This is a genomic window from Halopseudomonas sp. Lyrl_26, assembly GCF_051948695.1.
Taxonomy (GTDB): Bacteria; Pseudomonadota; Gammaproteobacteria; order Pseudomonadales; family Pseudomonadaceae; genus Halopseudomonas; species Halopseudomonas formosensis.
In genome coordinates, this window is the sequence record NZ_JAYJLH010000006.1 from 121,175 (window position 1) to 133,742 (window position 12,568).

Annotated in this window: 11 protein-coding genes; 3 read left to right on the forward strand and 8 right to left on the reverse strand. The window is 62.6% G+C overall.

Annotation, left to right across the window (positions count from 1 at the left end; all coding sequences use genetic code 11):
- Positions 1 to 315, reverse strand: coding sequence for an SCP2 sterol-binding domain-containing protein (locus tag VF673_RS09960; protein WP_273125640.1), 315 nt, complete (start codon positions 313 to 315; stop codon positions 1 to 3).
- Between the two features lie 204 nt (positions 316 to 519).
- On the opposite strand from VF673_RS09960, the gene sohB reads away from it, so the two are divergent.
- Genes sohB through alkB form a run of 3 tightly spaced genes read left to right on the forward strand, consistent with a single transcriptional unit; the run spans position 520 to position 3,244 of the window.
- Positions 520 to 1,539: a protease SohB gene (gene sohB, locus VF673_RS09965; protein WP_440291826.1), complete on the forward strand. Its 1,020-nt coding sequence runs from the start codon at positions 520 to 522 to the stop codon at positions 1,537 to 1,539.
- A 52-nt stretch (positions 1,540 to 1,591) separates the two neighbouring features.
- Positions 1,592 to 2,578, forward strand: a complete 987-nt coding sequence (locus VF673_RS09970) for a YhdH/YhfP family quinone oxidoreductase (protein ID WP_440291827.1) — start codon at positions 1,592 to 1,594, stop codon at positions 2,576 to 2,578.
- A gap of 6 nt (positions 2,579 to 2,584) precedes the next feature.
- Positions 2,585 to 3,244, forward strand: a complete 660-nt coding sequence (alkB, locus tag VF673_RS09975) for a DNA oxidative demethylase AlkB (protein WP_320331333.1) — start codon at positions 2,585 to 2,587, stop codon at positions 3,242 to 3,244.
- Here alkB and VF673_RS09980 read toward each other — a convergent pair.
- The 7 genes from VF673_RS09980 to metH form a co-directional block, all read right to left on the reverse strand.
- Complete coding sequence (locus tag VF673_RS09980) at positions 3,241 to 3,546, reverse strand: DUF2845 domain-containing protein (protein ID WP_320331334.1); 306 nt, start codon at positions 3,544 to 3,546, stop codon at positions 3,241 to 3,243. The genes alkB and VF673_RS09980 overlap by 4 nt on opposite strands.
- Positions 3,543 to 4,217 carry a MarC family NAAT transporter gene (locus VF673_RS09985; protein WP_440291828.1) on the reverse strand — a complete coding sequence of 225 codons (675 nt, stop codon included), beginning with the start codon at positions 4,215 to 4,217 and terminating at the stop codon, positions 3,543 to 3,545. The genes VF673_RS09980 and VF673_RS09985 overlap by 4 nt, the downstream gene beginning before the upstream one ends.
- Positions 4,218 to 4,430: 213 nt before the next feature.
- Entirely contained in the window at positions 4,431 to 4,925 is a 495-nt protein-coding gene (locus VF673_RS09990; RefSeq protein ID WP_440291829.1) for a DUF934 domain-containing protein, read from the reverse strand.
- Positions 4,909 to 6,567 (reverse strand): nitrite/sulfite reductase, encoded by a 1,659-nt coding sequence (locus VF673_RS09995; protein WP_440291830.1) that lies wholly within the window; start codon positions 6,565 to 6,567, stop codon positions 4,909 to 4,911. Before VF673_RS09995 ends, VF673_RS09990 begins: the two co-directional genes overlap by 17 nt.
- A 429-nt stretch (positions 6,568 to 6,996) precedes the next feature.
- Entirely contained in the window at positions 6,997 to 7,173 is a 177-nt protein-coding gene (locus tag VF673_RS10000; RefSeq protein WP_235818573.1) for a DUF2970 domain-containing protein, read from the reverse strand.
- A gap of 116 nt (positions 7,174 to 7,289) precedes the next feature.
- A complete protein-coding gene (locus VF673_RS10005; RefSeq protein WP_440291831.1) occupies positions 7,290 to 8,624 on the reverse strand; it encodes an MATE family efflux transporter in 1,335 nt (444 codons plus the stop codon).
- Positions 8,625 to 8,640: 16 nt separating this feature from the next.
- Entirely contained in the window at positions 8,641 to 12,333 is a 3,693-nt protein-coding gene (gene metH, locus VF673_RS10010) for a methionine synthase (RefSeq protein WP_440291832.1), read from the reverse strand.
- Positions 12,334 to 12,568: the final 235 nt, after the last annotated feature.

Here is a 12,568-nt window from a genome sequence, read left to right on the forward strand (position 1 = left end):
TCAGACCGGGAACAGCTCGCCCAGCTTCAGGGCCAGCATCATGTCGCCCTCGGCGCGCAGCTTGCCACCCATGAAGGCCTGCATGCCATCGGTCTCGCCGGTGATCACGCCGTTGAGGGTCTCGGAATCCATGATCAGGGTCACGTTCGGATCCTCAGCATCGCCTTCGGCAACGTTGCAGGTGCCATCCTTGATCACGGCGTAAAAGTTGGAATCATCCTCGATGTTGAATTGGAAAGTCAGGTCCAGGCCGGAAGCGGCTGCCGGGTTGAACTTGCCTTCCATGTTTTTGATGATTTCAGCAACGGTAGTCATGGACTCTTCCTTTATCGGATGTTTCATTGGGCAACGGCAGTACCGTTGCATGCACGGTTTTGTGACTCGTCAGAGGGTAGGGCGGGGTGAACGGGCTGTCAACAAAAATCATACGGTCGTTTGAATTCCCCCTGCCAAGCGCTGTCTGCATAAGAAGACGCATGGGGTATGCTTGCAATTCAGTGAACCTGTAAGGAGATATCTGTGGAGTGGCTTGCCGAGTACGGACTGTTTGCAGCCAAGGCGCTGACCGCGCTGGTGGTGGTGTTCATCATCCTGGTAATGGTGGCTTCCCTGAGGGGGCGTCAGCGTCGGGGGGAAGGGGTACTGCAGGTGGCCCGGCTCAATGATCAACTGGCGAACATGACCGATCGCCTGGGCCAGGCGGTGCTCGACAAGCCGGCGCTCAAGGCGCTGCACAAGAGCCGCAAGCAGGAGGCCCGGGCCCGCAGCAAGGGCGGCGCTGATCGGGACAAGGTGTTCGTGCTCAGCTTCAATGGTGATATCAAGGCCAGCGCCCTGGAAAGTCTGCGCCATGAGGTGACCGCCGTGCTGGAGCTGGCCACCCCGCGGGACGAGATAGTGCTGCGCCTGGAAAGCGGCGGGGGCATGGTGCACGCCTATGGACTGGCCGCATCGCAGCTGACCCGTGTTCGGGATGCCGGGGTGCCCCTGACGATATGCGTCGACAAGGTGGCGGCCAGCGGGGGTTACATGATGGCCTGTATCGGTGATCGGGTACTGGCGGCGCCCTTTGCCATGCTCGGGTCGATCGGGGTGGTGGCGCAACTGCCGAACTTCCACCGTGTGTTGAAGAAGCATGATGTGGACTACGAGATGCTCACCGCCGGGGAGTACAAGCGCACTCTGACCCTGTTCGGTGAAAATACCGAGAAGGGCCGGGAGAAGTTCCAGGAGGACCTGGAGAACATCCATCGGCTGTTCAAGCAATTCGTTTCCCGTTATCGACCGGTTCTCAACGTCGACGAGGTGGCCACGGGCGAGGTCTGGTTCGGTACCGAGGCACTGCAGAAAGCCCTGGCCGACGAGATACGTACCAGCGATGAGTACATCAGCCAGCGCATCCGCCAGGCCGATGTGTTTGAAGTGCACTTCCATCGTCCGAAGAAGCTGCAGGATCGTTTGAGTTCGACCATGTCCGCAGCGCTGGACCGACTGCTGGTGACCTGGGCTACGCGGCTCTACAATCAGCGCTTCTGGTAGGCCCGAAGTGCTCTGCCTGCGGGCACATCATCCATGACGAAGGAGTTTTTGCATGTCCGAATTCAAGGCGCTGCTGGTGAGCGAGGAGCAGGGGCAGTTCACCCGCCGGGTTGTACAGCGCAGTACCGACGACCTGCCCGCCGGGGAGGTGCTGATCCGCGTCCACTGGTCATCGCTGAACTACAAGGATGCCTTGTCCGCCACTGGAAACCGTGGCGTGACCCGCAGCTACCCGCACACGCCCGGCATTGATGCGGCGGGGGTTGTGGCGGCCAGCGCAGTCCCGGAGCTGGTCCCCGGCGACGAAGTGATAGTCACCGGCTACGACCTGGGCATGAATACCCCGGGCGGCTTCGGTCAGTACATCCGCGTACCTGCTGGCTGGGTGCTGAAGCGCCCGGCGGGGCTGACTCTGCGCGAGAGCATGGTGCTGGGCACTGCCGGTCTGACCGCGGGTCTGTGCATCGACAAGCTGCAGCGGGCCGGCCTCACCGCCGACACGGGGCCGGTGCTGGTTACCGGCGCTACCGGTGGGGTAGGCAGTATTGCGGTGGCCATGCTCGCTCAGCAGGGTTACGAGGTGGTGGCCATGACCGGTAAGACCGATCAGGCCGACTTCCTCCGCGGGCTGGGCGCCAGCGAGGTGATCAGCCGGGAGGAGCTGCTGTCCGGTACCGGCAAGATGCTGCTGGCAGAACGCTGGGCCGCGGCGGTGGACACCGTGGGCGGCGACATCCTGTTCAATGTGGTCAAGTCGCTGCGCTATGATGCCAGTGTTGCCTGCTGCGGCCTGACCGCAGGGGGGCAGTTCCAGGCCAGTGTCTTCCCGTTCATTCTGCGCAACGTCAACCTGCTGGGTGTCGACTCGGTGGAGCAGCCGCTGGTGGCCAAGGCCTCCATGTGGGATCGCCTGTCCCTGCAGTGGAAGACCGATCTCAGCCGTCTGGAGCGGGAGATCACCCTGGATCAGCTGTCAGACCATATTGATACCATTCTCGCTGGTAGCATGACCGGCCGGGCGGTGGTGAACCTTGGTTGAGGTGCAGTGAGGACTCAGGATCTGTTTCACCAGCCGCAGCAGCGGGTGGCGATGGGCGCCCAGGCCTTCATGCTGCCCGGCTTTGCCGAGCCCTGGCTGGCGACGCTGTTGCCCGCCCTGGAGCGGGTGCTGCAACGGTCACCGCTGCGTCAGATGACGACCCGGGGTGGTCGGCGCATGTCGGTTCAGAGCAGTGCCTGTGGCGATGTGGGCTGGGTTTGTAGCGAATTCGGCTATCGTTACAGTCCGATCGATCCCGCCACGGGGCAGCCCTGGCCGGTCATCCCCGAGTGTCTGCTGCAACTGGCCCAGCGCGCCGCCGACAGTGCCGGGTTCCAGAGCTTTCAGCCCGACACCTGTCTGATCAACCGCTACCTTCCCGGCGCCCGCATGGGACTACATCAGGATCGGGATGAGAGGGACTTCAGCGCGCCTATCGTCTCCATTTCCCTGGGTATGCCGGCCACCTTCCTGTTCGGCGGTCACAACCGCAGCGATCGCCCGGCCCGAACTCTGCTGCAGCACGGGGACGTAGCAGTATGGGGCGGCGTTGACCGGTTGCGCTTTCACGGCGTGCTGCCGCTTGCCGATGTGCCACACCCACAATTGGGTAGCCAGCGGATCAATCTCACCCTGCGCCGTGCCGGATCAAACAAGGCTGATTAATCCCTCCTGCTGCGAATTTCCACCAGCCTGTCGTCAAGAAAGCGCAGCTGATAGCGTATGCCGCCCGGGGGCGTATAGGTCCAGTGTTTGACCGTGGCGGCACCGCGCACCACAAAACCGTTCTCGTCGATAGCGGGACTGTCGGTAACCTGTGAGGAGGGCGCGCCGCATTTATCCAGCACGCCCTGAGTGCTCTCGCCGGTAGAGACGATGCCGTCATTGCAGCGCATGGTTGCGCCGACGGCACTGGTTGAGGCGAGCACGCTGGCCAGCAGGGTCAGCGTGCAGAGCAGCTGTTTCATGGGGCCTTTTTATCCCGCGCGGCATCTATCTCCCGGATGATGCCTTCGATCAGTTCGGGGCTCTGGGCCACTTCCACCACGCCGTTGACGATGAACTGCACGCCGACACAGAGGATCAGAAAGCCCATGATCTTGGTCATGGCGTGCAGACCGTTGACTCCCAGTACCCGTACCAGGCGGGTCGACAGCCGCAGGGTGATGTAAACCACCGCAGCGGCGAGGAGTATGCCGATGATGATGGAAAGAAAGTCCAGCCAGCCCCGGGCCAGCGAGGTAAGACCAATGGTCACGGAAATAGCCCCCGGGCCGGCCAGGCTGGGCATGGCCAGCGGCGTGAAAGATACATCACGCTTGCGCCGGGACTCCTGTCGCTCCGCCGCCGTCTGGCCGGCGTCGTCCCTGGGGTAGAGCATGCGCATGCCGACCCCGGCCACCAGGATGCCGCCGGCTATGCGCAGGCCGGGCAGCGACAGGCCGAAGAACTTCATGATGAAGCTCCCGCCGATCAGGAAAGCCACCAGAATGCAGATCATGTAGATTACCGCCTTGCGGGCCTGGTCGCGGCGTTCGGCGTCGGTGTCCCCTTCGGTGATGGCGAGGAACATCGGGGCGGTACTGAAGGGGTTGATGATCGGCAGCAGGGCGATAAGGGCGGCTATGGCAAGTTGCATGGGTTGTGCGGGTCCGGAATCAGCAGAAAACAGCCTGAGCAAGTCTACCCCGCGCCAGTCGCCCCGCGCCATCCCGTCCGGGGGAGGGCGCTTGCGTTTGCTCTGGGTATCGTCAGCCGGGCTGAAGTTATCCAGTCGTTGGGCTAACGCAAGGGGAAGCAGGATGAGCTGGGTGGGGACGGCACCGGACGGGCGTCCGGTGCTGTGGCAGGCTCAGCGCCGTCTGAACAGCGGCAGCGGCTGATCAGTGGCGGCCTGATAGACCTCGGAGAAGTCCTGCAGACTGGCCAGCGCCGCGTGGGGATCATGATCTTCGCGCAGGGCGTAGGCATTGAAGCCGCAGCGGCGCATGAAGAACAGCTGGTCGCGCAGCACGTCGCCGATCGAGCGCAGCTCGCCCTGATACTGGTAGCGGTCACGCAGCAGTCGGGCGTTGGAGTAGTTGCGCCCGTCGCTGAACACGGGGAAGTTGAGGGCGATCACGGCAAAACTGTCCAGATCTTCGACGATGCACTCGGCTTCCTCGTCCGCATCCAGCCAGACGCCCAGGCGCCCGTCCCGCGCCTTGAGGGCGTGGGAGTGCTCCAGCCACATGGCCAGAGGCACTATGACGTCGCCGGTATTGGTCAACTGGTCCAGGGTGGCCTCCTTGGGCAGCAGTTCCCAGGTATCCGGGACGACCTGGTTGTCCTTAATGATCAGCCGCATATACGCGCTCCTTGAACGGGTCCATGCCAATGCGCTCGTAGGTATCGATGAAGCGCTCTTCAGTGGTGCGGTGCTCCAGATACACGTCGATCAGCTTCTGCACTACGGTGGGCATCTGATTGGCGGCAAAGGAGGGGCCGAGGATCTTGCCGATGGCGGCGTCACGGCCGGACTTGCCACCCAGGGAGACCTGATAGAACTCCTCGCCCTTCTTGTCCACACCCAGAATGCCGATGTGGCCGATGTGGTGGTGACCACAGGCGTTCATGCAGCCGGAAATATTCAGTTCCAGTTCGCCGATGTCGTACAGGTAGTCGAGGTTGTCGAACTGCTCCTGGATGGACTGGGCGATCGGGATGGACTTGGCGTTGGCCAGCGAGCAGAAATCGCCGCCGGGGCAGCAGATCATGTCCGACAGCAGACCGATGTTCGGAGTGGCAAAGCCGGCTTCGCGGGCCTTGTGCCACAGCTCGTACAGATCCTTCTGGCGTACGTAGGGCAGCACCAGGTTCTGGTAATGGGTGGAGCGGATCTCGCCCAGGCTGTACTGCTCGGCCAGGTCGGCGGCGGCTTCCAGCTGTTCAGCGGTGATGTCGCCCGGTGCAACCGCGTTGGGCTTGAGTGACAGGGTCACTGCGGCGTAGCCCGGAGCGCGGTGCGGGTGCACGTTGCGGCTGGCCCAGTTGGCAAAGCCCTTGTCGCTGCCGCGCTTGTCCAGATAGCCGGCGTCGTCACCCGGGAAGCTTTCCAGCTCGGGGCTGACGAAATACTTGCTGACGCGCTGCAGTTCACTCTCGGTCAGGGTGGCAGGGCCATCCTTGAGGTTCTGCCATTCGGCCTCGACCTTCTCGCCGAAGACTTCCGGGGTCAGGGCCTTGACCAGAATCTTGATGCGCGCCTTGAACTTGTTGTCCCGGCGACCATAGCGGTTGTACACCCGCAGAATAGCCTCGAGATAGGTCAGCAGATGCGGCCAGGGCAGGAAGGCGCGGATTTCGGCGCCAACCATGGGAGTCCGACCGAGGCCGCCACCCACCAGCACCTGGAAGCCCAGCTCGCCGGCTTCGTTGCGCACGGCATTCAGACCGATATCGTGCACGCCGATGGCTGCACGGTCTTCCCTGGCGCCATTGATGGCGATCTTGAACTTGCGCGGCAGGAAGGCGAATTCGGGGTGGAAGGTCGACCACTGACGGACAATCTCGCACCAGGGCCGCGGATCGATGATCTCATCGGCGGCCACACCCGCGAACTGGTCGGTGGTGGTGTTGCGGATACAGTTGCCGCTGGTCTGGATGGCGTGCATCTGCACCGAGGCAAGTTCTTCCAGGATATCCGGCACATCTTCCAGATTCGGCCAGTTGAGCTGAATGTTCTGGCGGGTGGTAATGTGCGCGTAACCCTTGTCGTAACGACGGGTGATATAGGCCAGTTTGCGCAGACGTTGGGAAGAGAGTACGCCATAGGGTACGGCGATACGCAGCATGGGTGCGTAGCGCTGGACGTACAGGCCGTTCTGCAGGCGCAGCGGCAGGAATTCTGTCTCGGAAAGCTCGCCGGCGAGATAGCGGCGTACCTGATCGCGGAACTGCCTGGCGCGGTCCTCAACGATACGTTGGTCATACTCGTCGTAAATGTACATTCTGACAACCTGTTGGTGGGCCAAGGCCCATAGCTAACGGTGTTTCACCCGACTGGGTTCCAGGGGCGGGCAGACAATATCAGGTTTCCTTTATGCTTAAAAGGAATGTTTATCTATATGCTTATATCGCATAAGCTCATTACCGATGCGTATTACTTGTGCGTCGGATCGGAGTGGTCTTAACTGTCAGGGCAGGAGTATCCATGCCGGATCAACTCCATTCCCATTCGAACAACAAGAGGAACGCACCATGCAGGAACAGGATACTCATACCGGCGGTGGCCCCGACAGCGGGCTGGATGCCTTCGCCGCTGTCGCCCTGATTCTGATAGCAGTAGCTACCGCCGTGTTCTGGGTCAGCCAGCACTGACGCCGAGCCCCGGCTTCCGACTGCAGTCCGGAGTCGCAGGGACTCCGGAGCCGGACATTCTAGCGCCCGGCGAAATGCAGTACCAGCTTCACCACCCCGATGATGACCAGCACGAAGACCAGCATGAAGCCCACCCCGAAGTAGATGAAGTGGCTGGGCTTGCCCTGACTGAAGTCCCGCTCCCGTGCCCGGTTGCTCTGCACACCGAGGGCGCCGAAAAGTATGGTGCTGAGCATCTGTCGAAAGCCCAGTCCGTTGCGGGGTGAACTGTCCTCTGGCTGCTGGTGCTTGCTGCCGCTGTTCTTGTTGTTTTCGCTCATGGCTGCCTCTTGCGGGAGTTGACAGGTCGCGCTCATAACCGGATATCGGCCCAGTGCTTGCGCCTCCATAGTATGGCAAAGATCACGGAGGCCATGACCCGGTACAGGCTCTGCAACAGCCACACCGCCAGCAGCCCGCCGCCCAGTACCGGCCCGATGAGATAGGCGCAGGGCAGGAAGATCAACCACTGGCTGCCCAGATTCACTCCCATCACCATGCGGCTGGCTCCGGCGCCGAGCAGCGCCTGGGTGAGGACCAGGGCGGTGGCATCCAGGGTCATGCCCAGCCCGGTGATGCGCAGCGGCCACTGCCCGAGCGCCAGCAGTTCGGGGTCCTGAGTAAAGATCTGCAGCACCAGTTGCGGCATCAGCCAGAAGGGCAGGCCGAGCAGGAACAGCATCAGTGCCGCGACCTTGACCACATCCCAGCCCCAGCGATAGGCGTCCTGGGGCTGCCCGGCGCCGAGGCTGTGGCTGACCAGGGTGGTGGCGGCCATGCCCATGCCCACCCCGGGCAGAATCAGCAGCAGCGCGAGATTGATCAGGATATGCGCCACCGCCAGTTCGGCGGTGCCGATCTGGCCTATGATCCAGAACAGCACTGTCACGCCGGTGGCAAAGAACAGCTGTTGCAGGGAGTTGGGCATCGACAGGCGCAACATCAGGCGCAGCTCGGCCAGCGGCGGCAGACGGCGCAGGAAGCCCTGCCGGCGGCCGCGAAACCAGGTGAGCGTGAAGTACAGCGCTGTGCCGAGGAACATGGCCAGGGTGGTGCCGAGTCCCGAGCCCTCTGCGCCCATTTCCGGCAGACCTAAGCGGCCGAAGATCAGGCCGTAGCTGATGACCACGTTGAAGATGTGCATCACCACCAGGATCTGCAGATAGCGCCCGGTCTGGCGGATGCCGTTCCAGTAGCCGCGGAAGGCGAAGTTGCAGCCCACCGCGATGATCGCCAGTGCCCGCCAGCGGAAGTAGTCCGCGCCTATTGCCGTCACCTCGGGATCGTCGCTGAGCAGGGCCAGGATGGCCTCGGCGTTGAACCAGCACAGCAAACTGAGGGGCAGGGCGATCAGCGCGGCGATCAGCAGACCGTTGTTCAGCGGCTCCGCGCTCTGATCGACCAGTCCCTGGCCGCGTCGACGGGCCACGGTAGCCTGTACCCCGACCCCCAGGCCCATGACCAGGGCGATGGCCATGAAGTTGACATAGCCACCCAGGCCGACACCGGCCAGCGCGGCCTGGCCCAGGCTGCCGACCATGGCGGCATCCACCAGATTCAGCAGACTCTGGCTGAGCATGCCCCCCATGATCGGCAGGCCCAGCATGACGATGGTCCTGAAGCGATCATGGGTGGGAACAAGGCTCACTCGTCGGATCTTCCCTTCAGATGTCGTAACCCAGGTTGGGCATCAGCCAGCGCTCGCTGACCTCGATATCCTGGCCCTTGCGCCGGCTGTAGCTCTCGACCTGATCGCGGTCGATCTTGCCCACGGCAAAATACTGGGCCTGGGGATGGGCGAAATACCAGCCGCTGACTGCCGCCGTGGGGAACATGGCGTAATGCTCGGTCAGGGTCACACCACTGTCACCGTCCCGGTCCAGCAGCTGGAACAGCGCATCCTTCTCGGTATGGTCAGGGCAGGCCGGATAGCCGGGGGCAGGGCGGATGCCACGGTATTTTTCGCGGATCAGCTCCTCGTTGCTCAGCTGCTCATCCGGCGCATAGCCCCAGTACTCCCTGCGTACCTGCTGGTGCAGCCACTCGGCGCAGGCCTCGGCCAGGCGGTCGGCCAGCGCCTTGACCATGATCGAGTTGTAGTCGTCACCGGCCTCCTGGTAGGCCTTGGCCACCTCCTCGGCGCCGATGCCGGCGGTGGTGATGAAGCCGCCCACATAGTCGGTCAGGCCGCTGTCGGCCGGGGCGACGAAGTCGGCCAGGGCGAAGTTGGGCTTGCCGTCGGTCTTGATGGTCTGCTGGCGCAGGTGATGCAGGCGCTTGAGCGGCTTGCCGTTGTCGTCGAACAGCTGGATATCATCATTATCCACCTGATTGGCCGGCCAGAAACCGAATACCGCGCGGGCGCGGATCAGTTTCTCGTCGATCAGTTTGCGCAGCAGGGTCTGGGCATCGTTGAACAGGGAAGTGGCGGCTTCGCCGACGACCTCGTCCTCGAGGATTCGCGGATACTTGCCGGCCAGGTTCCAGGAAATGAAGAAGGGCGTCCAGTCGATGTACTGCTCCAGCACATTGAGGTCGATGTCCTCCAGAATCCGGCGTCCGGTGAAGCTGGGCTGCACCGGGCGGTACTGGCTCCAGTCGAACTGGGGCTTGGCCGCCAGTGCCTGCTCGTAGCTGAGCCGCTCGGTGCGCCTGGCCCGGTTGGCGGTACGCTCGCGGATCATCGCGTACTCGTCGCGGATGTCCTTCACATAGGCCGGCTTGAGCTCCTTCGACAGCAGGGTGGTGGCCACGCCCACGGCACGGGAGGCGTCGGTGACATAGACCACCGCATCGTTGGTGTAATGCGGGTCGATCTTCACCGCGGTGTGGGCCTTGGAGGTGGTGGCGCCGCCGATCATCAGCGGCAGGTTGAAGCCCTGGCGCTGCATCTCCCGGGCGACATGGACCATCTCGTCCAGGGATGGGGTGATCAGGCCGGACAGGCCGATGATGTCGCACTTTTCCTCGATGGCGGTCTTGATGATCCTGTCCGCCGGCACCATCACGCCCAGGTCGACGATGTCGTAGCCGTTGCAGCCGAGCACCACGCCGACGATATTCTTGCCGATGTCATGCACGTCACCCTTGACGGTCGCCATGAGGATCTTGCCCTTGGCTTCGGGCTTGTCGCCTTTCTCCGCTTCAATGAAGGGAATCAGGTGGGCCACCGCCTGCTTCATGACCCGGGCCGACTTGACCACCTGGGGCAGGAACATCTTGCCGGAGCCGAACAGGTCACCGACCACGTTCATGCCGGCCATCAGCGGCCCCTCGATCACCTCGATGGGGCGGGCGTATTGCAGGCGTGCTTCCTCGGTATCAGCAACGATATGGGTGGTGATGCCCTTGACCAGGGCATGCTCCAGCCGCTTGTCCACCGGCAGGCTGCGCCACTCCTCGTTTTCCACTTCCTTGACCGAGCCGTCGCCCCGGTAGTCCTCGGCGATCGCCAGCAGGGCCTCGGTGGCGCCCGGGTGGCGGTTGAGAATCACATCCTCGACCTTGTTGCGCAGGTCCTCGGGGATCTGGTCGTAGATCTCCAGCTGACCGGCGTTGACGATACCCATGTTCAGGCCGGCCTTGATGGCGTGGTACAGGAACACCGAGTGGATGGCCTCGCGCACCGGGTTGTTGCCCCGGAAGGAGAAGGACACGTTGGACACGCCACCGGAGGTCAGGGCGTAGGGCAGGTGGTCGCGGATAAAGGCGCAGGCTTCGATGAAGTCCACCGCGTAGTTGTTGTGCTCCTCGATACCGGTGGCCACGGCAAAGATATTCGGGTCGAAGATGATGTCTTCCGGCGGGAAGCCGACCTCATTGACCAGGATGTCATAGGAGCGCTGGCAGATTTCCTTCTTGCGTTCGGCGGTATCGGCCTGGCCGCGCTCGTCGAAGGCCATGACCACGACTGCGGCGCCGTAGCGCTTGCACAGGCGGGCGTGGGCCTTGAACTCCTCGACACCTTCCTTCATCGAGATGGAGTTGACGATGCCCTTGCCCTGGATGCACTTGAGGCCGGCTTCGATGATCTCCCACTTGGAGGAGTCGAGCATGATCGGCACCCGGGAGATGTCCGGCTCACCGGCAATCAGGTTGAGGAAGGTCACCATGGCCTTCTTCGAATCCAGCATGCCCTCGTCCATGTTGATATCGATGACCTGAGCGCCGGCCTCTACCTGCTGCAGCGCCACCTCCAGCGCTTCGGTGTAATTCTCCTCGCGGATCAGCCGGGCGAATCTGGCCGAGCCGGTGATGTTGGTGCGCTCGCCGACGTTGACGAACAGGGAGTTGCGATCGATGGTGAAGGGCTCGAGCCCGGACAGGCGGCAGGCCCTTGGGATATCGGGGATCTGCCGGGGAGCGATGTCCTTCACCGCTTCGGCGATGGCGCGGATATGCTCGGGGGTGGTGCCGCAGCAGCCACCGACGATATTCACGAAGCCGGACTGGGCAAACTCGGCGACCAGTTCAGCGGTCTCGGCGGCGCTTTCGTCATACTCGCCGAACGCATTGGGCAGACCGGCGTTGGGGTGGGCGGAGACATAGGTGTCGGCCTTGTTGGACAGCTCCTCCAGATAGGGACGCAGCTCGCGGGCACCCAGCGCGCAGTTCAGGCCCACGGAGATCGGTTTGGCGTGGCGGACGGAGTTCCAGAAGGCCTCGGTGGTCTGGCCGGACAGGGTGCGGCCGGAGGCGTCGGTGATGGTGCCGGAGATCATGATCGGCAGGTCCACACCCAGTTCCTCGAACACGCCCTGGACGGCGAAGATGGCGGCCTTGGCGTTAAGGGTGTCGAAGATGGTTTCGATCATGATCAGATCGGCGCCACCCTGGACCAGACCGCGGGTGGCTTCACTGTAGTTGTCTACCAGCTCATCGAAGGTGATGTTGCGGTAGCCGGGGTTGTTGACGTCCGGGGACAGGGAGCAGGTGCGGCTGGTCGGCCCGAGTACGCCGGCTACGAAGCGCGGCTTGTGCGGGGTTTCGGCGGTCTTTTCGTCACAGACCCGGCGGGCGAGGCGGGCACCTTCGTAGTTCAGCTCGTAGGCCAGGTCTTCCATGCCGTAGTCGGCCTGGGATACCCGGGTAGAGTTGAAGGTGTTGGTTTCGATGATGTCGGAGCCGGCGTCGAGATAGGCCCGTTCGATGCTGGCAATGACCTCGGGCCTGCTGAGAATCAGCAGGTCGTTGTTGCCTTTCAGATCCCGGTGCCAGTCGACGAAGCGCTCGCCGCGGAAATCCGCTTCGCTCAGCTTGTAGCTCTGGATCATGGTGCCCATGCCGCCGTCGAGAATCAGAATGCGCTGGCGCAGGGCCTCGTGCAGGAGAGTCAGGCGGGTACTCAGGTCAGACATGGGAACTCCGGGATCAGCAATGAAATAAACGGTTAAGTCTACCAGACGGGCGCCCGTGCCTGATATGAATGGAGCTCATGATGCTATTGATTTGATTCAAGCAGATGCGGGTGTCTGCTTGGGTTAACGCGGTTTTACGCGGTTGCATCGACGTGCATGCCTGCGCACTGCTACGCCCCGTCGTGGCCTGTCGTGATGGTTCAGCTTGATGAAAGGGATACGAAAGATTAATAAC

Coding starts and splice junctions, on each gene's coding strand:
- VF673_RS09960 (WP_273125640.1), bottom strand. CDS start 315: ATGACTACCGTTGCTGAAATCATCAAAAACATGGAAGGCAAGTTCAAC.
- VF673_RS09970 (WP_440291827.1), top strand. CDS start 1,592: ATGTCCGAATTCAAGGCGCTGCTGGTGAGCGAGGAGCAGGGGCAGTTC.
- VF673_RS09980 (WP_320331334.1), bottom strand. CDS start 3,546: ATGAAACAGCTGCTCTGCACGCTGACCCTGCTGGCCAGCGTGCTCGCC.
- VF673_RS09985 (WP_440291828.1), bottom strand. CDS start 4,217: ATGCAACTTGCCATAGCCGCCCTTATCGCCCTGCTGCCGATCATCAAC.
- VF673_RS09990 (WP_440291829.1), bottom strand. CDS start 4,925: ATGCGGCTGATCATTAAGGACAACCAGGTCGTCCCGGATACCTGGGAA.
- VF673_RS09995 (WP_440291830.1), bottom strand. CDS start 6,567: ATGTACATTTACGACGAGTATGACCAACGTATCGTTGAGGACCGCGCC.
- VF673_RS10000 (WP_235818573.1), bottom strand. CDS start 7,173: ATGCTCAGCACCATACTTTTCGGCGCCCTCGGTGTGCAGAGCAACCGG.
- metH (WP_440291832.1), bottom strand. CDS start 12,333: ATGTCTGACCTGAGTACCCGCCTGACTCTCCTGCACGAGGCCCTGCGC.